Raw genomic sequence first — 24,578 nt, 5'->3', positions numbered from 1 at the left:
GAATAGGAGAATCACATGCCAAGAGTCAAACGCGGGGTTACAGCTAGAGCCCGTCATAAAAAAGTTATCGATGCTGCCAAAGGTTACCGCGGCCGTCGTAAGAATGTATTCCGTATTGCTAAGCAAGCGGTTATGCGTGCTGGTCAGTACGCTTACCGTGACCGTCGCAATAAGAAGCGCGTATTCCGTGCTTTGTGGATTGCACGTATCAATGCTGCTGTTCGCCAATACGATGTGACATACAGCGTATTCATGAATGGTATGAAGCGATCAGGTGTTGAGTTAGACCGTAAGGTTCTATCTGACATGGCGATCAACGACAAGCCAGCGTTTGCTGCCTTAGTCGCTCGTATCAAAACAGTAGTAGCTGCGTAAGTAGGGCCCGCACATGGTTTCACTCGACCAAGTTGTCGAGGATGCCAAGCGGGACTTCGATGGTGCCGCCGATTCGGCGGCCCTCGAAGACGCCAAGGCACGCTACCTCGGTAAATCCGGAATTCTCACAGAGCGTCTTAAGTCGCTAGGTGCGTTGGATCCTGAGGCACGCAAAGCAGCCGGCGCAGAAATCAACCAAGTTAAATCAGCCGTAGAAGCAGCGCTCAATGCGCGTCGCCAAGCATTGGCTGATGCTGTCTTACAAACTCGTTTAAGTGCTGAAGCCATTGATGTCACCATGCCAGGTCGTGGTCAAGACAGTGGTAGCTTGCATCCAGTGATGCGCACTTGGGAACGTGTTGAACAAATTTTCCGATCAGTTGGTTTCGATGTGGCCGATGGCCCAGAAATCGAAAACGACTGGTTCAATTTCACGGCGCTGAACAGCCCTGAAAATCACCCAGCCAGATCCATGCAAGACACTTTCTATGTGGAAGGTGTTGATGAGCAAAACAAACCATTGCTATTGCGCACGCACACCAGCCCAATGCAAGTTCGTTATGCCAGCGCTCATGTGGCACGCCACGCCAAAGATGCCAAAAATGGAGTAATGCCACCGATCAAAGTGATTGCACCAGGTCGCACTTACCGTGTTGATAGTGATGCGACGCACTCACCGATGTTCAATCAAGTAGAAGGTTTGTGGATTGCAGAGAACGTATCTTTTGCAGACCTCAAAGGTGTGTACACCGACTTCTTAAAAACATTCTTTGAAACGGACGCCATTGATGTTCGTTTCCGCCCATCGTACTTCCCGTTCACAGAGCCATCAGCAGAAATTGATATGGCCTTTGGTTCAGGCAAGTTGGCGGGTCGTTGGTTAGAAATTTCAGGAGCAGGTCAAGTTCATCCAACTGTTTTGCGCAACATGGGTCTAGACCCTGAGCGTTATATTGGATTTGCTTTTGGCTCAGGTTTAGAGCGCTTGACCATGTTGCGCTATGGCATTGACGATTTGCGTTTGTTCTTTGAAAACGACATTCGTTTCTTATCTCAATTCCCAGCTTAATTCAGACTGAGCAACCATCATGCAATTTTCAGAATCCTGGCTCAGACAATACGTTAATCCTGACATGACAACGGAGCAGTTGTCACATGCTTTGACAATGGCAGGTCTTGAAGTTGAAGAAACACGTCCTTTAGCGCCGCCATTCACACAAGTGGTTGTTGCAGAAATTTTGGAAGCTTCCCAGCACCCTGATGCAGACCGCTTGCGCGTATGCAAAGTCAATGCTGGTGGCGAGACATTACAAATTGTTTGTGGTGCTCCAAATGCTCGCGTTGGTATCAAGATTCCTTGTGCTTTGGTTGGTGCGCAATTGCCACCATCTGAAGAGGGCGGCAAACCATTCGCTATCAAACTTGGCAAATTGCGCGGTGTTGAATCTCAAGGCATGTTGTGTTCAGGTCGCGAACTAGGTGTTGGTCAAGACTCTGAAGGCATCATGGAGTTGGCTGCTGATGCACCTATTGGACAAGACATTCGTGAGCACTTAAAACTTGATGACACGATTTTCATCATCAAGCTCACACCAAACAAAGCTGATTGCTTATCAATCCTTGGTGTGGCACGTGAAGTATCTGCCATCACTGGTGCCAAGCTATGCGCACCAAAGATTGAAGCGCAAAAAAGCAGCATTCAAGACACACTCAAAGTCACAGTAGAAAACAAAGACCTTTGTGGTCGATTTGCTGGTCGTGTGATCAAAGGCGTTAATGCCAAAGCTAAAACTCCTGACTGGATGGTGCGTTGTTTAGAAGGCGCTGGTCAAAGAAGTATTTCTGCTTTGGTAGATATCTCAAACTATGCGATGTTGGCGATTGGTCAACCAACGCATGTGTTTGATTTGAACAAGATCAAAGGCGACTTAACAGTTCGTTGGGGTCGTGATGGTGAACAATTAGAACTATTGAATGGCCAAACAGTTTCTGTGGCGCCATTGAATGGTCAAGGTGTTGGCGTGATTGCTGATGCCAACGGTGTAGAAAGCATGGCAGGCATCATGGGTGGTAACCCAAGCTCTGTTACTTTAGATACACAAGACATTTATCTCGAATCTGCTTTCTGGTGGCCATCAGCCATCCAAGGTCGCAGCAGAAGATTCAACTTCTCAACCGATGCTGCGCATCGCTTTGAGCGTGGCGTTGATCCTGCAGGCACGGTCAATGCCCTTGAATTTGTTTCAGGATTGATTGCTGAAATCTGTGGTGGTCAGTTAGGTCCTGTTGATGACCAAATCGTTGACTTGCCAAAGCGTTCAGACGTTCGTTTAAGAGTGGCTCGTGCACAAAAAGTCATTGGTGTGCCATTGACTGCTGATGTGATTGCGCAATTATTTGATCGCATTGGTTTGCAATACCAACGCGAAGGCAATGAAGCATTTGTGGTCAAAGCTCCAAGCCACCGTTTCGATATTGAAATCGAAGAAGACCTGATTGAAGAAGTTGCCAGACTTTACGGCTTTGAAAACATTCCAGCCAACCCACCAGTGGCAGAGCAGCGCATGCAGGGCACGCAAGAGCCTAAGCGTGGCATCCATCAATTACGTCACGCGATTGCAAACAGAGCCTATCAAGAGATCATGAACTTTGGTTTCATTGACGCTGACACAGAAGAAAAATTAGCAGGTAACACCAACCCAATCAAAGTACTCAATCCGATCGCTAGCCAGTACTCAGTCATGAGAAGTAACTTAATCGGTGGTTTGGTACAAAATCTCAAACAAAACATCAACCGCAAAGCAACGCGTGTGCGTTTATTTGAAGTGGGTCGTGTATTCCAACGCAACCCAGAAGCTCAAGTAGGTGAGTTAAGCATTGCTGGTTACGATCAACCAGTTCGCGTGGCCGGTTTGGCCTATGGTCCAGCAGTGCCAGAACAATGGGGTACGCCAACTCGCTCAGTGGACTTCTTTGATGTCAAAGGCGATCTAGAGGCACTATTGGCTCCTTTGGAATTCAAAGCAGAAAAAACAGAACACCCAGCCTTGCATCCTGGACGCAGTGCACAAATTTCGATCAAGAAGCGTGGCAAAGACATTAACTTGGGCGTGATTGGTGAACTTCACCCGCGTTGGCAGCAAGCTTATGACATCCCGGGTTCAGTTGTTTTATTTGAAATTGACTGGGCAGCTATCCAAGACATCGGTTTGCCGGTCATCAACACGATCAGTAAATTCCCAGCGGTTACCAGGGACTTGGCGGTGGTTGTGGATCAATCGGTCACTGTGACTCAGTTGCAAGAAGCCATGAAGGCCTCAAAGCAGTTATTGGTAAAGAAAATCGACTTATTTGACGAATTCAAGCCAACTGCAGGCAGAATGGGCGGAATGGCTGAAAACGAAAAGAGTTTGGCGTTTAGGATCACTTTGTCAGATGAATCAGGTACATTACAAGATGCTCAGATCGAACCTGTGATTTCAGCCTTGTTAGATGCCATGAGCGTAAAATGCAAAGCAAGAATTCGTTGACCTATAGCGCAGTTAAGAACAGAATCAACAACAGAACAAAGTAAAAGTGGAGTGCAGACATGAGTGATGCCGCAACAATTACAAAAGCAGAATTATCAGACGCCTTGTTTGACCAAGTTGGTTTAAACAAGCGTGAAGCCAAAGACTTGATCGACTCTTTCTTTGAAACAGTGGGTCAATCTTTGCAATCAGGTGTGGACGTCAAAATCTCTGGATTTGGTAACTTCCAATTGAGAGAAAAATCAGCTCGTCCTGGCCGCAATCCTAAAACTGGTGAGTTGGTACCTATCTCAGCCAGACGCGTGGTCACATTCCACGCCAGCCAAAAGCTCAAAGACAAGGTCGATCCTAAGGTCTAAAGAGTTTCACATATGGAAAAAAATATTCACGGCATCACTGCCGGGGGATCTCTCCCTCCAATTCCAGCGAAACGCTACTTCACCATTGGTGAAGTAGGGGAGTTGTGTGATGTTAAGCCGCACGTCTTGAGATATTGGGAGCAAGAGTTCAATCAACTCAACCCACAAAAGCGTCGCGGTAATCGTCGTTATTACCAACACCATGAAGTGGTGCTGATTCGCAGAATCAGAGAACTGCTTTACGAAGAAGGTTTCACCATCAATGGCGCCAAATTGCGCCTCAATGAATCAAGCCAAGAAAATTCAGTCCCGGCCCACAGCCAACACCGAGTTAATGGCCAGCATCAAGATTCAATCAGGACTGAGCTAGAAGCCGTCCTAAAAATCCTATCTAAATAGTTATACAATTTTCTGTTAAGTCGGGGCGTAGCGCAGCCTGGTAGCGTACTTGCATGGGGTGCAAGTGGTCGGAGGTTCAAATCCTCTCGCCCCGACCAACTCCAATAATTAATTAAAACTCACCTTTAACGCTTGTTAAACCTAAAGCGTCCCAATCAAGCATGCCGCCACGGTAGTAATAAATCTTAGTGGCTGGGAAGCCGTCACGAACCATTGCTTTCATCGCCATTGGGCTTTGAGGGCAAACAGGACCATTGCAGAAGCTATAGACTTTCTTAGCTTTGCTGCAGTCCCATGGCTTCTTTCCACCAGCTGGCAACTTTTTGCAACCAAGTTCATCCATGCGCATAGCAACTTCAGTGTAAGGAATGCCGACTGATCCTGGAATCGTGCCCTTGATACGATCATTTGAATCACGCATATCTACCACCAAAGAATTCTTATCACCCAAAGCCGTCATGATTTCAGCTTCGCTAATAGGAGTCACGCCTGGAAGAGGAATGAGAGGTTGTAATGTGCCACCGTTCTTGGCGCAGCTTGTCATCACGCGAGTGATGGTCACTGGACCATTGCTGGTTTGAACAACCACTTCTTTTTTGCCTTCAAAAATACTGAGTGGAGTGCCTGGTGCAATGGTGGCTGCTTGAGCAAAAACCAACTGACTGGCAAACATACTGATGCCTAAAATGAGTAACTTTTTCATGATGATCCTTAATGTATTTATATGTGTTCTGACTTATGTAGGCGCTATCTTCGGCCTAGATACTTGCTCACACATTACTAGTTACTGTTTATTCCTAGTTGTTCGACCACTTAATGCTTGCGGAGTAAGATGATCAAATTTGATAGAGTAAATAATTCTTGGAGCAAGAATATGAAAATAGCCTTCATATTATTTTTGACATTTATTTCATCAGGCCTTTCAGCTCAAACCATTCCTGAACACGCCATAGGCCTTAAAGAACAACTCATCTCAGTTGAACTATCTCCGGGCATTCAGCAGCAAGGTGTTTTATCACTGACGACTAACAGCGCAGCGCCCACACGACTGGCTGTTTTATTTCCGGGCTATCCATCAGTGGTAAGACCAGTGGTTGAAGGGCAGAGCATGACTTCCTCTAAGCTCTCAGGAAATTTCTTGATTCGTTCGCGCCGTCACTTGGCCACTGATGCAATTGCTACTTTGGTTGTGGATTGTCACTCGGATAGCGGTGACTATTGCTCAAGCAGTTATCAAGCTTCCTCTAAACGCCATCAAGATGTATTGAAGTTAATTCAGGAAGTTAAAAAACAATACCCAAGCATTCAAGAGATATGGGCAGTAGGTACATCGATGGGCACAGTCTCATCAAGCTTTGCACTCACTCATGAGCCGAGTATTTATAAAGGAGCGATTCATACAGCTTCGATCACTGAACCCAATGCCAGAAACTCTTATTCAGAACTCAGTAATTTTGATTACGCCAAAGCCAATCATATCTTCATCCATCATCTCAATGATCCTTGTTACCTGACCACTCATACAGGAGCGAAGTCCATCGCAGAAAAATACAAACGTCCATTGATCACGGTCACTGGAGGAGGTGATTTTCGTGGGGATGCGTGCAAGGCATTTACCGAGCATGGCTTTAGAGGCAAAGAAAAAGAAGTCATGACCGCCATTGGCAAAATTTTGATGACAGCCAAGGTTGAAGCTCTTTTAATTGATTAAAAGTGCTTATAAATCAAGGATTTTAAGTAAATAGCTGGTCTGAATAAAATCATCAAAACATATAAATATTATTATATTTATATAAACATTATTATTAATAATCTAAATAAATGATTAAATACTTGCCGATTAGGTATTTAATAGTTACTATAATAAATATCCTCAATAATTAATTGATGAGATAGCTCAGCAAACTGGTTTATTAACTGCTGAGTAAATTAATACTTATTAAACTTATATAATATTTGGAGAATCAATGGCAACTTATCAAGAGTTATTAGCTCAAAAAGAATCTTTAGAGAAACAAATCCTTGAAGCTAAAGCCCGTGAAAAAGCAGAAGGCGTTGCTAAGGCAAAAGCCATCATTGAACAATATAACTTGAGCGCCTCTGATATATTCAATCGCAAAGGTCCTGCAGGCTCACGTGGTGGTAAGGTTGCTGCTAAATACCGCAATCCAAACACAGGCGAAACCTGGACTGGCCGTGGCAAAGCGCCAAAATGGATCGAAGGTCAAAACCGCGCCCAATTTGCAATTTAATACCGATTACTCATGAAGTAATGCAGTAATAAATAGTAGTAAATAGCTCAATAATAAAAGGCCTGTTAATGAAGATTAACAGGCCTTTTATTCATACAAACTCATATTTTCTCCAGATCTTTTGATGTAGATCTTTTGCGATCAGAGCTTATATTCCAGCCTCTTCGCATTTCTGCACCAGGCAATCCAAAATCAAGGTTTCTATCTTGTGGGCATAAAGCAAATTAAGCTCGCCCTTGGCTAAAAGTAACTTATCTTTCTTATATCCCCTGATCATTGAATTGGTCAAAATCTTAGGTTCCTTATTGGGTGGATATTCTTTCACTTCTGGGGGAATCTTTGTCACTTGAGGGTGGAGCTTTAAGAACCCAGCCTCGACCAAAGTGGGGATATGTCTGGTATGCAGGTTTCTTTGCAAATAATGCAGTAAATGCACTTGCTCAACCGGGCTGATACGCCAATCCAAATAAATCACATCAGGTGATAGGGAAACCGCTTGCATCAAGGCTTCTAGGGTGTCATGGCATAAATGCAAATCGACTGAGGACTCCCAAGGCTCTACGAACTTTTTAAAGTCTTCGAACTGCTCTTCGCCCCGCAAAATACAGAGTAATAAGAACTGATTGCCACAGCGTTCGCGGATGCCCATTCTTCGGCGGGTCAGCAGTTGCTCTAATGAGGACATCAAAATACGGCGGTGACCACCTCGGGTTTTCCAAGCCAATAACTCGCCAGTCTCAACCATCTTTTGGACGGTACCTAGTGATACTTGAAGGTGCTTCGCGGTTTCGCGAGTACTCAAGAAATCTTTAGGATTTTCTTCTTTTTTAAGGTCCATCTAATACTTTCCTAATAAGTGATGAAAGGACCTGAAATCGTATATTTAATTTTTTTGCTACGTAATCAGACGATTCTGATTTGTTTGTAGGAAATTTCTTACAAAAAACTGTCATAACTGATCTATTTGATAAGGGGAAAGCCTCAAGGGATGAGTTAAACATTGGGTTTAAGGAGATTTTTATTAAAAAAGTCAGCCAAATCAGTTCTGGAAGTGTTAAGCTCTTAATTACGGAATTTTTCCGTGGTAGTTACAACTTGTACGCAATCCGCTAACCGGTCAAGCCGTGTCGCGGAAGGTTATAACCCACTACAAACTCGGGATACCCGATGAAAGGTGAGCAATATGATGCAGTCCTACAGAGGTAGTTCTTATCTCTTTGGCGGTAACGCGCCCTACGTAGAAGAACTCTACGAAGCCTATCTTCAAAACCCAGCTTCTGTCTCAGACTATTGGCGTGAATATTTTGACAATGTTCAATTAGTGCCAGCTGTTGATGGTTCAACCAAACACGATGTACCTCATGCCCCAGTGGTCAACGCTTTTGCTGAGCGTGCCAAGCAAGGTCCAATCCGTGTTATCAATGACTCTGCCGATTCAGAACTAGGTCGCAAACGCGTTGCTGTACAACAGCTCATTGCTGCTCACCGAAACGTTGGTAACCGTTGGGCCGATTTAGACCCACTCAAGCGCACTGAGCGCCCAAATATTCCAGAGCTTGATCCTGCCTTCTACGGTTTGGGTGATGCCGACATGGATATCGTATTCAATACCAGCAACACATTCTTTGGCAAAGACAACATGACTTTGCGTGAGTTGTTGCAAAACTTGCGCCAAACATACTCAGGCACCATCGGTGCTGAGTTCATGTACATCACTGATCAAAAGATCAAGCGTTGGTGGCAAGAAAAATTAGAAGCTGCGAGATCAACTCCAAGCTTCTCACCAGAAAAGAAAAAACAAGTTCTTGAGCGCTTAACAGCTGCTGAAGGCTTAGAGCGTTACTTGCACACCAAGTATGTGGGTCAAAAGCGTTTCTCATTAGAAGGTGGTGAAAGTTTCATTGCTTCGATGGATGAAGTGCTTAAAGTAGCGGGTCTGGCTGGCGTTCAAGAGATCGTGATTGGTATGGCTCACCGTGGTCGTTTGAACGTGTTGGTGAACACATTAGGTAAGATGCCTAAAGACTTGTTCGCTGAATTCGATCACACAGCCCCAGAAGATTTACCTGCTGGTGACGTTAAGTATCACCAAGGTTTCTCAAGCGATGTGACAACTCCTGGCGGTCCTGTGCATTTGTCATTGGCGTTCAACCCATCTCACCTAGAGATCGTGAACCCAGTGGTTGAAGGTTCAGTGCGTGCGCGTATGGACCGTCGTGGCGACACAACAGGTGATCAAGTGATGCCAATCTTGGTTCACGGTGATGCAGCGATTGCTGGTCAAGGTGTGGTTCAAGAAACATTGGCGATGGCTGAGGTTCGTGGTTACTACACTGGTGGCACGATTCACATCGTGATCAATAACCAAATTGGTTTCACGACATCAGACCCACGTGACTTGCGTTCGACTCTTTACTGTACAGACATCCTCAAAACAATCGAGGCACCTGTGTTGCATGTGAACGGTGATGATCCTGAAGCAGTGGTGTTCGCTACTCAGTTGGCTGTTGAATATCGCAACACTTTCAAGAAAGACGTGGCGATCGACATTATCTGTTTCCGTAAATTAGGTCACAACGAGCAAGACACTCCAGCCTTGACTCAGCCTTTGATGTACAAAAAGATTGCACAACATCCTGGTACTCGCAAGTTATACGCCGACAAGCTTGAAGCTCAAGGCGTATTGCAAGCAGGTGGCGGTGATGAAATGGTCAAAGCCTACCGCTCTGCGATGGACGCCGGTAAGCACACTGTTGATCCAGTGATCTCTAATTTCAAAGGTAAGCATGCCGTTGATTGGTCTCCATTCTTGAATAAGAAATGGACTGACTCAGCGGATACAGCGATTCCTTTGGCTGAGTGGAAGCGCTTGGCAGAACGTATTACAAAAGTGCCAGAAGGCTTTAAGCCACACAATCTCGTTGAAAACGTATTGAACAATCGTGCGGCCATGGGCCGTGGTGAAGTCAACGTTGACTGGGGTATGGGTGAGCACATGGCGTTTGCTTCATTGGTGGCGAGCGGTTACCCGATTCGTTTATCAGGTGAAGACTCAGGTCGTGGCACATTCACACACCGTCACGCAGTGATCCATGATCAAAATCGCGAAAAGTGGGACATTGGTACATACGTTCCTCTAGAAAACGTTGCAGACGGTCAAGCTCATTTCACAGTGATCGACTCGATCCTTTCAGAAGAAGCAGTTCTTGGTTTTGAATATGGTTACGCCGCTGCTGAACCAAACACTTTGACTATTTGGGAAGCCCAGTTCGGTGACTTCGTGAACGGTGCGCAAGTGGTGATCGACCAGTTCATCGCCTCTGGCGAAGTGAAGTGGGGTCGTGCGAATGGTCTAGTGCTCATGTTGCCTCACGGCTATGAAGGTCAGGGTCCTGAGCACTCATCAGCACGTCCTGAGCGCTTCATGCAATTGTGTGCTGACATGAACATGCAAGTTGTTCAGCCAACCACTGCCTCACAAATTTTCCATTTGTTGCGTCGTCAGATGATCCGTCAGTTCCGTAAGCCGTTGATCATCATGACTCCAAAATCTTTGTTGAGAAATAAAGATGCCACATCACCAGTTTCAGAATTCACCAAAGGCGAATTCAAAACAGTGATCGGTGAATTGGATGACAGCATTGATGCTAAGAAAGTAACCCGTGTGGTTGCTTGCTCAGGTAAGGTTTATTACGACTTGGTAAAAGCTCGTGAAGCCAAGAAACAAAATGATGTGGCATTAATTCGTGTTGAACAGTTGTACCCGTTCCCACACAAAGCATTTGCTGCAGAAATGAAGAAATATCCAAAAGCCACAGAAATTGTTTGGTGTCAGGACGAGCCACAAAATCAGGGCGCATGGTTCTTCATTCAACACAACATTCACGAGAACATGACAGAGGGTCAAAAATTGGGTTACTCAGGTCGCCCAGCTTCAGCCTCTCCGGCTTGTGGTTACGCTCACTTGCACCAAGATCAACAAAAATCTTTGGTTGAAGGCGCGTTTGCCAAACTCAAAGGTTTTGTACTCACCAAATAATCAGTTAATAACACTAACAAATACTCTATAGAAAATAAGGGAAAAAGAACATGGCTATCGTAGACGTCAAAGTTCCACAATTATCAGAATCAGTTGCAGAAGCAACAATGTTGACTTGGAAGAAAAAAGCCGGTGAAGCGGTTGCTCAAGATGAAATCTTGATCGAAATCGAAACCGACAAAGTGGTGCTTGAAGTACCAGCGCCTTCAGCTGGTGTATTGGCTGAAATCGTGGTGGGTGACGGCGGCACAGTGGTTTCTGACCAAGTGATTGCAAAAATTGACAGCGCTGCTAAAGCTGCTGCTGCACCAGCAGCGGCCGCTCCTGCTGCTGCTCCTGCCGCAGCTCCTGCTGCTGCGCCAGCAGCCGCTGCATCAGCCAGTGCTAAAGCAATGCCTTCAGCTGCTAAGTTGATGGCAGAAAACAATCTATCGGCTGCTCAAGTGGGTGGTTCAGGTAAAGATGGTCGTGTGACCAAAGGTGATGTTCTTGCAACATTGTCTGGCACAGCTCCAGTTGCTAAAGCAGCTGCTGCACCAGCAGCACCGCAAGTGAATATCGGTAATCGCCCAGAAGAGCGCGTACCAATGAGCCGTTTGCGTGCTCGTATTGCTGAGCGTTTATTGCAATCTCAGCAAACCAATGCCATTTTGACCACGTTCAACGAAGTGAACATGGCTCCAGTGATGGGCATGCGCGGTAAATACAAAGACCAGTTTGAAAAAGAGCATGGCGTTAAGTTAGGTTTCATGTCTTTCTTCGTTAAAGCTGCAGTGCATGCTTTGAAGAAGTATCCGATTCTCAATGCCTCAGTGGATGGTAACGACATCGTTTATCACGGTTACTTTGACATTGGTATCGCCGTTGGTTCACCACGTGGTCTAGTGGTACCTATTCTGCGCGATGCTGATCAAATGAGCTTGGCTGATATTGAAAAGAAAATTGCTGAATTTGGCGTTAAAGCACGCGATGGCAAATTAACACTTGATGACTTGTCGGGCGGTACTTTCTCAATCTCTAACGGCGGTATCTTCGGTTCAATGTTGTCTACACCGATCATCAACCCACCGCAGTCAGCTATTTTGGGTATCCACGCTACTAAAGACCGCGCTGTTGTTGAAAATGGTCAAGTGGTGGTGCGTCCAATCAACTATTTGGCGATGTCTTACGACCACCGCATCATTGACGGTCGTGAAGCTGTATTAGGTTTGGTTGCAATGAAAGAAGCGTTGGAAGATCCAGCACGTCTTTTGTTAGACCTTTAATTAAATAATTAATTTAAGCCTTAAATCCATACAGTCAAAGACAAAGAGAAATAGGAAAAAATTATGAGTCAAAATTTTGACGTAGTTGTCATTGGTGGTGGCCCTGGTGGTTACATCGCTGCGATTCGTGCCGCTCAATTGGGTTTCAAAGTAGCGTGTGCCGAAAGCAATCCATATGACGATCCAAAAGGTGAGCCGCGTTTGGGCGGTACTTGCTTGAACGTTGGTTGTATTCCATCAAAAGCATTGTTGGCCAGCTCTGAAGAATTTGAGAACATCGCTCATCACATTGGTGATCACGGTATCAGTGTTAAAGATGCCAGCATCGATGTGAAGAAGATGATTGCTCGCAAAGACGACATCGTTGGCAAGATGACAGGTGGCATTCAGTTCTTGTTCCGCAAAAACAAAATCACTTTGTTAAGAGGCCATGCTTCATTTGCAGGCAAGGGCGCTGATGGTTACCAGATCAAGGTGGACGGTAAAGACGCTGGCACAGTAACTGCTAAAAACGTCATCATCGCTACAGGTTCTAAAGCCCGTCATTTGCCAGGTATGCCTGTTGATAACGAATTGATTTGCGATAACGAAGGCGCACTCAAGTTTGGCGCCACTCCTAAGAAATTAGGCGTGATTGGTGCTGGCGTGATTGGTCTTGAGTTGGGTTCTGTTTGGCGTCGTTTAGGTGCTGAAGTCACAATCCTTGAAGCTTTACCAAGCTTCTTGGGTGCTTGTGATGAAGGCGTTGCCAAAGAAGCTCACAAACTATTCACCAAGCAAGGCTTGAACATCAATTTGGGCGTGAAGATTGGTGAAGTGAAAGCATCTAAAAAAGGTGTGTCAGTGGCTTACACAGACAGCACTGGTGCAGCTCAAAAATTAGAATGTGATCGTTTGATCGTGTCAGTGGGTCGTGTACCAAACACTGAAGGTTTGAACTTAGAAGCCATCGGCTTAAAAGTGGATGAGCGTGGTTTCATTCCAATCGACAACCACACATGTGCCACTTCAGCTCCTGGCGTATACGCTGTGGGTGACGTGGTACGTGGTCCGATGTTGGCACACAAAGCTGAAGACGAAGGTGTCTTGGTGGCTGAAGTGATCGCTGGTCAAAAACCACACATTGATTACAACTGCATTCCTTGGGTGATCTACACATCTCCTGAGATTGCTTGGGTTGGTAAAACTGAACAGCAATTAAAAGCCGAAGGCCGTGCTTATAAGCCAGGTCAGTTCCCGTTTGCGGCCAACGGTCGTGCCTTGGGTATGGGCTCTGCTGATGGTTTCGTGAAAGTATTGGCTGATGCTCAGACTGATGAGATCCTTGGTGTTCACATCGTTGGTTCAGCAGCCTCAGACTTGATCGCTGAAGCCGCTGTGGCGATGGAATTCAAAGCAGCCGCTGAAGACATCGGCCGTGTTTGTCATCCACACCCAAGCTTGTCAGAAGTTGTGAGAGAAGCCGCTTTGGCAACTGACAAACGTGCATTGAACATGTAATGCGTGTGATGTTGCTTTTTCAAGAGTGACAAATTGGGGGTCGATAAACAGAAGTTTTGCGATCCCCAAATTCTTTTAAAAATGGACCAATGAAAGTCATTGATTTTTACCAACAAGAACTGATTAAACGCGGTTACGGTAGCGATCCAGCTCAACAGGCTGCGATTGATCGCTTGCAAATCAGTCAGGATGAATGGCAAGCCTATAAGGATGTAAGAGGTGGCCCCATTGCTAAATTGGTGCGCTTTCCGGATTTGCCAAAAGGTGTTTATCTGTGGGGTGGTGTTGGTCGAGGTAAGTCATTTCTGATGGATTGTTTTTATGAAGTTTGCCCATTAGAAAAACTCACCCGCTTACATTTTCATGAGTTCATGCGTGAGGTTCATCGAGAACTTCAAGATCTCAGAGGTCAAGCAGACCCTTTGGATGCTCTGGGTAAAAAAATTGCAAAGAAATATCGATTAATTTGTTTTGATGAATTTCACATCAGCGATGTGGCTGATGCGATGATTTTGTACAAGCTACTCGATTCTTTATTTAAGAATCGAGTGCAATTCATCATGACCTCCAACTACCGTCCAGATTTACTTTACCCAGATGGCTTGCAACGCGAACGCCTTTTACCTGCGATTGCTTTGCTTCAAGAAAAGTTGGACATCATCAATGTCGATGCGGGAGTTGACTACCGCCGAAAAGCCATGGAGCAGGTCCAAGCCTACTACACGCCTTTGGGCCCTGAAACAGCCAAAATCATGGATGGTGTTTTCAATAAAATTGCTGAGGCGCATGACGAAGAAAATGCCACTTTGTTCATTGAATCAAGAGAAATCAACGCAGTCCGACGAGCTGGTGGCGTTGCTTGGTTTAACTTTAAAACTTTGTGTGGTGGCCCAAGGTCACAAAATGATTATTTAGAGATTTCAAATCTTTTTCACACGGTGCTTTTATCGGATGTGCCACACATGCCCCCCAGAATGTCCAGTGAGGCCAGACGCTTTACCTGGTTGATCGATGTCTTTTATGACCACAAGGTCAAGCTCATCATTTCTGCTGAGGTCGCTCCGGAATTACTCTACACCGAAGGCCAAATGGCTGGAGAATTCCATAGAACTGTTTCACGAATTGTTGAGATGCAATCCAAGGAATACCTTGAGGCGCCTAGGCGCATCGTTGATACCAGCCTGACTTAGGTCTGACTTAGTTGATCTTTAATCTCAAAGCATTACAGCCAATAGGCAAGTAAAATAGGGATATGCACACACTCAATGCCGATTTGCATTGCCACTCCGTTGTTTCTGATGGGACTTTGACCCCGGAAGCTCTGGCTTGTCGTGCTCATGCCAATGGTGTGCAGGTATGGTCTTTGACCGATCACGATGAAGTAGGTGGTCAGGAGCGCGCCAAAAAGGCCGCTGAAGATCTGGGCATGAAGTACATCTCTGGTGTTGAAATTTCAGTGACCTGGTCTTCTCAAACAGTTCACATTGTTGGTTTAGGGATTGACTACACCAACGCCGCTTTGATTGAAGGTCTGTATCAGACCAGAAATGGTCGCTCCAATCGAGCCAAAGCGATTTCTGCGCAACTCGACCAAATCGGCATTAAAAATGCCTACGAGGGTGCTTTGCAATTTGTGGGCAACCCTGAACTGATTTCCAGAACGCATTTCGCACGATTCTTGGTCGATTCTGGTGTTTGTAAAGACACCAATGAAGTATTTGCCAATTATTTAATAGAAGGTAAACCTGGGTATGTGGGCCATGAATGGGCCAATTTAACGGATGCTGTCACTTGGATCACCCAAGCGGGCGGCATTGCTGTGATAGCCCATCCAGGGCGCTACAACTACACCAGCCTGCAGTTAAGCGAGCTTTATGCAGAATTCAAGGATCTGGGTGGCCGGGGTATTGAAGTGGTCACCGGCAGCCATACCAAGGACGAGTACAAAACATTTGCTAAAGTAGCACTACAGCATGGTTTTTTGGCTTCCAGAGGGTCTGATTTTCATAGTCCCACTGAGAGCCATGTAGATTTGGGCACCTTGCCAGATCTGCCATCACAATTACAACCTGTTTGGTTGGAGTTTCAATAAGAGATATATGTTTTCTGAACGAGTTTTATCAGGTATGCGCCCAACCGGCGCTCTGCACTTAGGTCACTATCATGGTGTTCTTAAAAATTGGTTAAAGCTTCAAGCTGAATACCCATGCTATTTCTTTGTGGCTGATTGGCATGCTTTGACCACGCACTATGAAACACCTGATGTGATTGAAAAATCCGTTTGGGACATGGTCATCGATTGGTTGGCTGCTGGTGTTGATCCAACTCAAGCCACCTTATTCATTCAGAGCAAAGTGCCAGAGCACGCAGAACTATTCCTCTTGCTATCCATGGGCACACCTTTGGGTTGGTTAGAACGCGTGCCAACCTACAAAGATCAAATTGAAAAGCTCAAAGAAAAAGATCTTCAGACTTATGGTTTCTTGGGTTACCCATTGCTACAAGCTGCAGACATCTTGATCTACCGCGCACAACACGTGCCAGTCGGTGAAGACCAAGTGCCTCACGTAGAAATGACCCGTGAAGTGGCACGTCGTTTTAATCACTTGTATGGTCGTGAGCCAGGCTTTGAAGAGAAGGCTTTGGAAGCGGCTAAAAAATTAGGCAGTAAGCGCACCAAGTTATACCTTGAGCTCAGAACAGAGTATCAAGAAAAAGGTCATGAGGAAGCTCTAGAGCAAGCTCGTGCAGTCTTGGCTGATGCACAAAGTTTATCGATGGGTGACCGTGAGCGTTTGTTCGGTTACTTAGAAGGCTCAAGAAAAATCATTTTGGCTGAGCCACAAGCTCTTTTGACGCAAGAGTCGCGCATGCCTGGTTTGGATGGTCAAAAAATGTCCAAGTCTTATGGCAACACGATTGCTCTGCGCGAAGACGCTGCATCGGTTGAGAAAAAAATCAAAACCATGCCAACTGATCCAGCCCGTATCCGTAAAACCGATGTGGGTGATCCAGCGCGTTGCCCAGTGTGGCAATTGCATGCGGTTTATTCCAGTGAAGAAACCAAAGCTTGGGCAGAAAAAGGTTGTAAGAGTGCTGGCATTGGTTGCTTGGAATGCAAACAACCTGTGATTGATGCGATTCTCAAAGAGCAACAGCCGATGATGGAACGTGCCCAAACTTATTTGGACGATCCAAGTCTATTGCGTGCCATCATCGCTGATGGCTGCGATAAAGCTCGCAAGTCTGCTCAAGAAACGATGCGCGATGTGCGCGAGGCCATGGGACTTGATTACAGTTAAGTCGCACCAAGAGTTGAGTGTCCCAGCTTCTGACTGGGTACAAACCCACGCTTCGAAAATCAAAGCCGGTGGACGTGTCTTGGACTACGCCTGCGGCAGTGGTCGTCATGTGGTTTGGTTGGCCAAGCAAGGTTTTCAGGTGATGGCGATTGACCGTGATTTGGCCTCTTTGCAGCAAATCAAAAGCAGCCACCCTGATCTGGCCATTCAAACAGAAGCCATTGATTTGGAAACCGATGCCTGGTCTCTAAGCCATTTAGGCCAATTTGACGCAGTGATTGTGACCAATTACCTTTACCGTCCTTTTTTGCAAAAATTGCCTAATTTATTGAATTCTCAAGGGGTTTTGATCTATGAAACCTTTGCCATTGGCAATGAAGCCTTTGGCAAACCCAGCAATCCTGACTTTTTATTAACCCCCAATGAACTGCTCGGCTTTGCCTCAAATATGAGGATTTTGGCCTATGAGGACCTCACGGTCACTCAGCCTAAACCCGCTTGTGTGCAAAGAGTCTGCGCTGTTCCGCTACAATCAAAAACATGACTAAATTAGCTAAAAATATCTCAGGAAGTTTGGTGGCCATTGTCACGCCCATGCATGCCGACGGCAGTCTAGATTTGCCTGGTTTGCGCCAGTTGATCGATTGGCACATTGAGCAGGGCACCGATGGCATCGTAATCGTTGGTACGACTGGTGAGTCTCCAACTGTTTCAGTTGAAGAGCACTGTGAACTGATCAAAGTAACTGTTGAACATACTGCTAAACGCATTCCAATCATTGCAGGTACTGGTGGTAATTCAACCAGCGAAGCGATTGAGCTCACAGAGTACGCAAAAAAAGTTGGTGCCGATGCCAGTTTGCAAGTCGTGCCTTATTACAACAAGCCAACGCAAGAAGGCATGTATCAGCACTTCAAAACAATCGCTGAAAAAGTGGATCTGCCAGTTATTTTGTACAACGTGCCAGGTCGCACGGTGGCAGATATGGCAACAGAGACCACGATTCGTTTGGCCAAAGTGCCAGGCATTGTTGGTATCAAAGATGCGACGGGCAATCTTGATCGCGGCATTCAGTTGATCGCTGGTTTAGAAGAAGCAGGTTGCAAAGATTTCGCGGTTTACTCTGGTGATGATCCAACAGCCTTGTTATTGATGATGATGGGTGGTCGCGGCAATATTTCTGTGACAGCCAACGTAGCACCTAAATTGATGCATGAATTGTGTGTGGCTGCCATGGCTGGTGATGTGGCACGTGCCAAAGAAATCCAATTCAAATTACTACCGGTTCATAAAGCTATGTTTGTAGAAGCCAACCCAATTCCAGTGAAGTGGGCATTGACAGCTATGGGCAAAATGAAGCCAGGTATTCGTCTACCACTCACCACCTTGGTTGATGGTGCTCAAGAACAAGTCAAGCAAGCGCTGATAGGCGCCGGCTTAATGTCTAAATAAACGTTCGATAACTTAGGAAAACTTATGCGTCGCATATCAATTAAATCAAGCGTGTTACTGATGTCAGTTTTAGCAACTGGCGTCTTGACCTCTGCTTGCACCAGCACTTTTTCTGGTGACACCATTGATTACAAATCTGCTGGCGAAAAGAAGGGTCCTAACTTGGCTTTCCCGCCTGACATGACAGCCATGGGTGGCGACAAGCGTTACGTGGTGCCTGATGGCGGCGCAACACTATCTGGTTACAGCACAGCTGTTAAAAACAAACCAACTGGCAAAGAAGCTGTATTGCCAGCAGTGTCTGGCATGAAGATCGAACGTGAAGGCAATCGTCGTTGGTTGGTGGTTTCAAAGCCAGCCAAAGATTTGTATCCAAGCGTGCGTGAGTTCTGGCAAGAGACAGGATTCATTCTCTTAACTGACTCACCAGAAACCGGCATCATGGAAACTGACTGGGCAGAAAACCGCGCCAAGATTCCTCAAGACATCATTCGTCGCACACTTGGTAAAGTTTTAGATTCTCTTTACTCAACTGGTGAGCGTGACAAGTTCCGTACTCGTTTAGAAGTCAACAGCAAAGGTGAGACTGAGATTTACATCACTCACCGTGGTGCTACTGAAGAGTTAACTGGTAACGATAAGACTCAAACGATGTGGACCAATCGTCCGAATGATCCGGAGCTTGAAGCTGAGTTCTTGGCTCGCTTGATGCAACGCTTGGGTTATACAGAAGACGCTGCTCGTGCATCAGTGGGTAAAAAATCAACAACTGCTGCCAATGCACCATCTCGCTTGAAGAAAGACAAGCAACCACGCCTTGAGTTCGCTAGCAACTTTGATCGTGCTTGGAGAGAAGTGGGTGTAGGTTTAGATCGCTCTAACTTCACAGTTGAAGACCGCGATAGAAGCAAAGGTATTTACTACGTGCGTTTTGTGAACACCAATGACTTGTCACCAGAGACCAACAAGAACTTTTTCAGTAATCTATTTAGCAAGAAGAGTGCTGATGAGTTGAAAAAAGCCAAACGTTACCGTGTGCAGGTTAAAGATGTTGCTGGTAATGTCACTGTGACAGTGCAAGATGAAAAAGGTGCGAACGAACTAGGTGAAACAGCCGTTCAAATCTTGACACTCTTGGATCAGCAAATCGGTCGCTGATCAGAAGTTAAAAACAGCAGGCAAAAAAAAGACCACCCGAGGGTGGTCTTTTTACTTCTAAAGAAGAATTACTTCTTAGCAGGTGCTGGAGCAGCAGCAGGAGCAGCTGGAGCAGCAGCAGGAGCTGCAGCAGGAGCAGCTTCAGCAGGAGCTGGAGCAGCAGCAGGAGCTACAGGAGCTGGAGCTTCTTTTTTGCCGCAAGCAGCCAAAGAAATTGCCAACAAAGAAGCGATTAATAGTGATTTTTTCATTTTGTTTTCCTTAAAAGATTAGCTAATCATCTAACGGTGATTTAGACCGGGTGCCTTCATTATTAAAACTAATGCACCGAAGATGATTATAAATAAAAATGCGCAAAATACTAGTGATTACCCTAATCTAGGGTCAATTAATATCCAAGCAGAGCTGTAGGCTTCAAACCAAGGACTATCAGCATCCTTGATCAATTTCACTAACTGTTGACACTTGGCTGGGCTCAACGATTGCTCTTGGGCTAATGCCAGCCAAAACTTCCAATCAGCCTCTTCAGAATCACTCAAACTTTCGCCATTGAGGTAGAAAAAGTCATGATCGTGCAGGGCTTTTGATTGAGGGGATAGCTTAAGTCCTTGTTGCGCAATCGTTTTTTTAAATGCATGCAAATCCAACTGACTGCGAGGAGCTTCAAAGACCGTTTGAGGCTTGGGTTCGCTCAGAATGCTAGCAAGCGTACAAGAGATGTCACTGTCGCTCCAACGTAAGCCGTTTAAGTGCTTAGATACAGCTGCAACCAAGTCCTTGGGAACTGCATTGCTATCAAGAGTGGCAGATTGCTTAGGATCGGTATAGAGTTGGCATAGCTTTGGATCATTCTCTAGGGCCTCGGTGGTGCGCCAAAGTATTTCACTGATCAACTCTTTATAAGTTGGCGCTCTGAAGCCAATCGACCAAGTCTGGCAACCAGCATCCAATGCCAATCCATCATGAGCGATGTTGGGTGGTAAATACAGCATATCGCCAGGTTCTAAAACCCAATCTTGAGTCGGTTCAAAGTGCTTCAATATTTTGAGAGGCAAACCTTCTTTTAAACGCAGATCCTTTTGCCCAGAAATCTTCCAATGACGATGACCAGCCATTTGTAACAAAAACACATCATATGAATCCACGTGCGGACCGACACCACCATGTTTGCCAGCGATGCTGATCATCAAGTCGTCTAAGCGTGCCTCAGGAATGAAACGAAACCAAGACATCACTCTTTCAGCGATTGGGTGGTGTGTATTGACACCTTGCACCAACAAAGTCCAAGCATCCTTCTTCAAGGATGGAATGTCTTTTGGTTTGAAGGGGCCTTTTTTGAGTGACCAAGGTTTACTCTGAATCAAGCGAGATTCCACAGCCTTTTGTTTAGCAAGGGCACTCAAATCTTCAATTGAGATTGGGCTCTCAAGTTCCAGGCCAGACTCTCTTGCGAGCTGAAATGCTGGAATGGCACCACGCACGAGGAGGGGCTTCTTTTGCCAATACTCTTGCATGAAGGTCACAGGACTCATGCCACCCAATAGAGCCCAAGGCTCTTGTATTGGGAGGGGTTTGGGAGCCTTTGGGGCTTTATAAAGGGCTTTGTGGCCGGTTTTGGATTTAGTTGTCATAGGAAGATTATGACCTGCTTGGGTGGACTCACGTAAAATACATATTATGAAAGTACAAAAGAATACTATTGTTTCACTCAAATACCGTTTGACTGATGCTCAGGATAATTTGATCGAAGAATCAGCTGGCCCCATGATTTATCTCCATGGTGGCTATGACGGCACCTTTCCAAAAATAGAAGAAGCCGTGGATGGCCACGATGTTGGTTACGAGACCACGATTCAGTTGGAACCCGCTGATGCTTTTGGCGATTATGACCCTGAGTTGCTCAAAATTGAACCACGCTCAAGATTTCCTGAGCCTTTAGAAGTCGGCATGCAATTCGAAGGCCTCTTGGATGATGATCAAACACCTGTTGAAGAAGAGGATGACGAAGATCCATTGATCTACACGGTTACCGATTTAGCAGAAGACAAAGTGGTTTTGGATGGCAATCATCCTTTGGCTGGCTTGGCACTGAAGTTCTGGTTAGTGGTTTCAGATGTGCGTGAAGCCACTGAAGAAGAGCTAGAAGATGGCCACCCACAAGGAGCCTTTGGTCTTGATGTGGATGATGAATCAGACATGGACATTGACGAAGAGCCACCTGCAGCACCTGTGGTTCAGCGCCCAACGCTTCACTGATTATTTAGCTAGATCTTTTTAAGCTGTACAACAGATCAAGAGCTTCTTTAGGGCTGAGGTTGTCCGGTTGAATCTCATTCAACTGTTGTAGGACAGCCAAAGCCTTTTCTATTTCTTCGGTAGTTTCTTCATTCTCAAGTGTTGCATTGCCAGCACCTGAAAAATCTTGGCTGAACAAATCAACTTGCGCACTCTCTTGATTGGCATGTTCTTCTAGGCGACGCAAATGTTGACGAGCGTCTTTGATCACCGCTTGTGGAACACCCGCTAGCTGAGCCACTTGCAAACCATAACTTTGATTGGCATGACCTTCTTTGACGGTGTGTAAAAACACAATGCCTTGGCCCTTTTCAACGGCACTCAAATGAACATTGGCGCACTGCGGATACTTGCTTGGCAAAGAAGCTAACTCTAAATAGTGCGTGGCAAATAAAGACCATGAACGATTCTTCGTGAGCAAATGTTGTGCGATCGCCCAAGCCAATGCCAAACCGTCAAAAGTGGAAGTGCCTCGTCCAATCTCATCCATCAACACCAAAGAGTGTTCGGTAGAGCGATGCAAAATAGCTGCGGCTTCAGTCATCTCAACCATGAAGGTTGAACGACCGCTGGCCAAATCATCGGCTGCGCCAATGCGTGTGAAGATTTGATCAATGGCTCCAATGCGTGCATGTTTGGCCGGAACGTAAGAACCCACGTAGGCCAATAAAACAATCAATGCTATTTGTCGCATATAGGTTGACTTACCACCCATATTCGGACCAGTGATTAATAGCATGCGTCTGGTTTGATCAAAGCGCACATCGTTCGGTGAAAAAGATTCTGAACGTTTAGCCAGTTGAGCTTCGACCACTGGGTGGCGACCCTCTTCAATATCAATGCCAGCATCTTTACTGAACTCTGGGCGTGACCAACCCAAGGTTTGAGCACGTTCGCCAAGTGTGGCTAGAACATCGACTTGTGCCAATGCCAAGCCCATTGATTGGCAGGCTTGCACATGAGCCTGTAATTGCACCAACAACTCTTCGTAGAGTTGTTTCTCTAAAGCAAAGCTGCGCTCTTTAGCAGATAAAGCTTTGTCTTCAAAAGCCTTGAGCTCAGGCGTGATGTAACGCTCAGCATTTTTTAAGGTTTGGCGACGACGATAGTCTTCAGGTACTTTGTCTGTTTGACCGTTGGTCACTTCAATAAAAAATCCGTGCACTTTATTGAACTCAACCCGCAAATTGGCAATTCCAGTTCTTTCTCGTTCGCGAGTTTCTAAATCCAATAAAAATGCGCCACAGTCATCACTCAAGCGACGCAGTTCATCTAACTCAGCGTTATAACCATCAGCGATCACGCCACCTTCTCTGATCACCACCGATGGTTCTGCTGCAATGGCGGCTTGCAACAAAGCCAAGACAGGAGGAGGGGATGCCAAGGTCTTCGCCAAAGAAGCCAGCAAAGAACCTGACTGATTTGCTTGAGCCAAACCATCCAAAGTCTTGGCGAGTTGAGGAAGGTTTGCCAATGTGTCTCGCAAACTGCTCAAATCCCGTGGGCGAGCACTGCCCAAGGCCAATCGTGTGCTGATGCGTTCAATGTCAGCCACGCTTCTTAAATTTTGCCGCAATTCATCTAAAACAAAGGCATGCTCAATCAATGTGCCAACCGCTACGTGACGCTCACCAATCACGGCTTGATCACGCAATGGGTGATGCAAAGTATGTCGCAATAAACGACTGCCCATGGCACTAGAGCAAGTGTCTAATAAAGATAATAGGGTGGGCTCTGTTTCACCGCGCAGCGTTTCAGTTATTTCTAAATTGCGGCGAGTAGCGGCATCAATACCAATGTAGTTTTGATCTTCTTCTAATTGGCATTGCAAGATATGAGGCAACTTGCCCTGCCAACCCAAACCTTGCGTATTCGCACCATAGGCCAAGACGGCAGCGACTGCCGTGAGTGTTGGGCTAAATTTTTCTGCGTCATCAATGCCCAAGCTTTGCAAACTGCTCATATTGAAAAGCTCTAACAGGCGACGCTGTCCTTCATCGGCTGACCACACCCAATCAGGAATAGTGTGACCGGATAAATGAACCTCTGATGCGCTAGATGCTTGCAGTGCTTCTTTGATAGAACTCTCTGTGCCTAAAGGGCACAACAATTCTGCAGCACGTATGCGATAAATGTAATGGGCTAATTCATGAGGGGCGCATTGCGTGAAACGCAATTGACCGCTGGTAATCGTGAGCCATGCCAAACCCCACATCTTTTTGCTTGGAACAATTGCCAACAATGGTGCATCTTCCAAATCACTCATCAATGCTGAATCTGTCACAGTGCCTGGTGTGATCACGCGCATCACGCGGCGTTCAACAGGACCTTTGGATGTTGCAGGATCGCCCACTTGCTCGGCGATCGCCACAGACTCACCGGCTTTGACAATCTTGGCTAAATATTGTTCGGCAGCATGGTAGGGGATGCCTGCCATTTTGATCGGTCTACCAGATGATTGACCGCGTTGGGTCAGAGTGATGTCTAGAAGGCGTGCTGCTTTTTCAGCATCTTCAAAGAAGAGCTCATAAAAATCGCCCATCCGAAAAAATACCAAGGAGTGAGGGTGCTCAGCTTTGATGCGCAGAAATTGCTGCATCGCTGGCGTATGCGTTGCCAACTCCTGGGTATTCATTAACTGCTGAGATCTTC

22 protein-coding genes and 1 tRNA gene are annotated in these 24,578 nt (G+C 46.0%); 18 read left to right on the top strand and 5 right to left on the bottom strand.

Going from position 1 to position 24,578, the window contains the following annotated elements; all coding sequences use genetic code 11:
- The first annotated feature begins 15 nt into the window (after positions 1 to 15).
- The 6 genes from rplT (at position 16) to GQ367_RS05870 (ending at position 4,761) form a co-directional block, all read left to right on the top strand.
- Positions 16 to 375, top strand: a complete 360-nt coding sequence (gene rplT / locus GQ367_RS05895) for a 50S ribosomal protein L20 (protein ID WP_089516027.1) — start codon at positions 16 to 18, stop codon at positions 373 to 375.
- Between the two features lie 13 nt (positions 376 to 388).
- Complete coding sequence (gene pheS / locus GQ367_RS05890) at positions 389 to 1,444, top strand: phenylalanine--tRNA ligase subunit alpha (protein WP_215289854.1); 1,056 nt, start codon at positions 389 to 391, stop codon at positions 1,442 to 1,444.
- A 19-nt stretch (positions 1,445 to 1,463) separates the two neighbouring features.
- Positions 1,464 to 3,905, top strand: coding sequence for a phenylalanine--tRNA ligase subunit beta (gene pheT / locus GQ367_RS05885; RefSeq protein WP_215289853.1), 2,442 nt, complete (start codon positions 1,464 to 1,466; stop codon positions 3,903 to 3,905).
- Between the two features lie 59 nt (positions 3,906 to 3,964).
- A complete protein-coding gene (locus GQ367_RS05880; protein ID WP_089516022.1) occupies positions 3,965 to 4,264 on the top strand; it encodes an integration host factor subunit alpha in 300 nt (99 codons plus the stop codon).
- Positions 4,265 to 4,276: 12 nt separating this feature from the next.
- Positions 4,277 to 4,663 carry a MerR family transcriptional regulator gene (locus GQ367_RS05875; protein ID WP_215289851.1) on the top strand — a complete coding sequence of 129 codons (387 nt, stop codon included), beginning with the start codon at positions 4,277 to 4,279 and terminating at the stop codon, positions 4,661 to 4,663.
- Positions 4,664 to 4,684: 21 nt separating this feature from the next.
- Positions 4,685 to 4,761 (top strand) — tRNA-Pro (locus GQ367_RS05870).
- A 14-nt stretch (positions 4,762 to 4,775) separates the two neighbouring features.
- Here GQ367_RS05870 and GQ367_RS05865 read toward each other — a convergent pair.
- The gene (locus tag GQ367_RS05865; protein ID WP_215289849.1) at positions 4,776 to 5,366 is read right to left on the bottom strand and encodes a rhodanese-like domain-containing protein; all 591 of its coding nucleotides are present in this window, start codon (positions 5,364 to 5,366) and stop codon (positions 4,776 to 4,778) included.
- Positions 5,367 to 5,537: 171 nt separating this feature from the next.
- Here GQ367_RS05865 and GQ367_RS05860 point away from each other — a divergent pair, with 171 nt between their 5' ends.
- Entirely contained in the window at positions 5,538 to 6,374 is an 837-nt protein-coding gene (locus GQ367_RS05860; protein ID WP_215289847.1) for a hypothetical protein, read from the top strand.
- Positions 6,375 to 6,630: 256 nt separating this feature from the next.
- Positions 6,631 to 6,915 carry an H-NS family nucleoid-associated regulatory protein gene (locus GQ367_RS05855; protein ID WP_089516018.1) on the top strand — a complete coding sequence of 95 codons (285 nt, stop codon included), beginning with the start codon at positions 6,631 to 6,633 and terminating at the stop codon, positions 6,913 to 6,915.
- 148 nt (positions 6,916 to 7,063) lie between these two features.
- Here GQ367_RS05855 and GQ367_RS05850 read toward each other — a convergent pair whose 3' ends face one another.
- Entirely contained in the window at positions 7,064 to 7,753 is a 690-nt protein-coding gene (locus tag GQ367_RS05850) for a helix-turn-helix domain-containing protein (RefSeq protein WP_215289845.1), read from the bottom strand.
- A 345-nt stretch (positions 7,754 to 8,098) separates the two neighbouring features.
- Here GQ367_RS05850 and GQ367_RS05845 point away from each other — a divergent pair, with 345 nt between their 5' ends.
- The 9 genes from GQ367_RS05845 (at position 8,099) to bamC (ending at position 19,631) form a co-directional block, all read left to right on the top strand.
- A complete protein-coding gene (locus GQ367_RS05845) occupies positions 8,099 to 10,954 on the top strand; it encodes a 2-oxoglutarate dehydrogenase E1 component (RefSeq protein WP_215289843.1) in 2,856 nt (951 codons plus the stop codon).
- Positions 10,955 to 11,004: 50 nt separating this feature from the next.
- Positions 11,005 to 12,219, top strand: coding sequence for a 2-oxoglutarate dehydrogenase complex dihydrolipoyllysine-residue succinyltransferase (gene odhB, locus GQ367_RS05840; protein WP_215289841.1), 1,215 nt, complete (start codon positions 11,005 to 11,007; stop codon positions 12,217 to 12,219).
- A 63-nt stretch (positions 12,220 to 12,282) separates the two neighbouring features.
- Complete coding sequence (lpdA, locus tag GQ367_RS05835; RefSeq protein WP_215289840.1) at positions 12,283 to 13,719, top strand: dihydrolipoyl dehydrogenase; 1,437 nt, start codon at positions 12,283 to 12,285, stop codon at positions 13,717 to 13,719.
- Positions 13,720 to 13,808: 89 nt separating this feature from the next.
- Positions 13,809 to 14,909 (top strand): cell division protein ZapE, encoded by a 1,101-nt coding sequence (gene zapE / locus GQ367_RS05830; protein WP_215289838.1) that lies wholly within the window; start codon positions 13,809 to 13,811, stop codon positions 14,907 to 14,909.
- Positions 14,910 to 14,971: 62 nt separating this feature from the next.
- A complete protein-coding gene (locus GQ367_RS05825; protein WP_215289837.1) occupies positions 14,972 to 15,811 on the top strand; it encodes a 3',5'-nucleoside bisphosphate phosphatase in 840 nt (279 codons plus the stop codon).
- Positions 15,812 to 15,818: 7 nt separating this feature from the next.
- Complete coding sequence (locus GQ367_RS05820) at positions 15,819 to 17,021, top strand: tryptophan--tRNA ligase (protein ID WP_215289836.1); 1,203 nt, start codon at positions 15,819 to 15,821, stop codon at positions 17,019 to 17,021.
- The gene (locus GQ367_RS05815; protein WP_251370134.1) at positions 17,008 to 17,565 is read left to right on the top strand and encodes a bifunctional 2-polyprenyl-6-hydroxyphenol methylase/3-demethylubiquinol 3-O-methyltransferase UbiG; all 558 of its coding nucleotides are present in this window, start codon (positions 17,008 to 17,010) and stop codon (positions 17,563 to 17,565) included. The genes GQ367_RS05820 and GQ367_RS05815 overlap by 14 nt, the downstream gene beginning before the upstream one ends.
- The gene (gene dapA / locus GQ367_RS05810) at positions 17,562 to 18,473 is read left to right on the top strand and encodes a 4-hydroxy-tetrahydrodipicolinate synthase (protein WP_215289834.1); all 912 of its coding nucleotides are present in this window, start codon (positions 17,562 to 17,564) and stop codon (positions 18,471 to 18,473) included. Before GQ367_RS05815 ends, dapA begins: the two co-directional genes overlap by 4 nt.
- Before the next feature lie 24 nt (positions 18,474 to 18,497).
- Positions 18,498 to 19,631 (top strand): outer membrane protein assembly factor BamC, encoded by a 1,134-nt coding sequence (gene bamC / locus GQ367_RS05805; protein WP_251370133.1) that lies wholly within the window; start codon positions 18,498 to 18,500, stop codon positions 19,629 to 19,631.
- A gap of 68 nt (positions 19,632 to 19,699) precedes the next feature.
- Here the strand turns inward: bamC and GQ367_RS05800 are convergent, their stop codons facing one another.
- Both GQ367_RS05800 and GQ367_RS05795 read right to left on the bottom strand, forming a co-directional pair.
- Positions 19,700 to 19,882, bottom strand: a complete 183-nt coding sequence (locus GQ367_RS05800) for a hypothetical protein (protein ID WP_215289833.1) — start codon at positions 19,880 to 19,882, stop codon at positions 19,700 to 19,702.
- A gap of 117 nt (positions 19,883 to 19,999) precedes the next feature.
- Entirely contained in the window at positions 20,000 to 21,262 is a 1,263-nt protein-coding gene (locus GQ367_RS05795; protein ID WP_215289832.1) for a cupin domain-containing protein, read from the bottom strand.
- Between the two features lie 46 nt (positions 21,263 to 21,308).
- On the opposite strand from GQ367_RS05795, the gene GQ367_RS05790 reads away from it, so the two are divergent.
- A complete protein-coding gene (locus GQ367_RS05790; protein WP_215289831.1) occupies positions 21,309 to 21,887 on the top strand; it encodes a peptidylprolyl isomerase in 579 nt (192 codons plus the stop codon).
- A 4-nt stretch (positions 21,888 to 21,891) separates the two neighbouring features.
- Here the strand turns inward: GQ367_RS05790 and mutS are convergent, their stop codons facing one another.
- Positions 21,892 to 24,561: a DNA mismatch repair protein MutS gene (mutS, locus tag GQ367_RS05785; RefSeq protein ID WP_215289829.1), complete on the bottom strand. Its 2,670-nt coding sequence runs from the start codon at positions 24,559 to 24,561 to the stop codon at positions 21,892 to 21,894.
- Positions 24,562 to 24,578 lie beyond the last annotated feature (17 nt).

This window comes from Polynucleobacter sp. MWH-CaK5 (genome assembly GCF_018687615.1).
Classification (GTDB): Bacteria; Pseudomonadota; Gammaproteobacteria; order Burkholderiales; family Burkholderiaceae; genus Polynucleobacter.
Note: the sequence above shows the minus strand (reverse complement) of the source record. Positions and strands in the feature narration are given on the sequence as shown.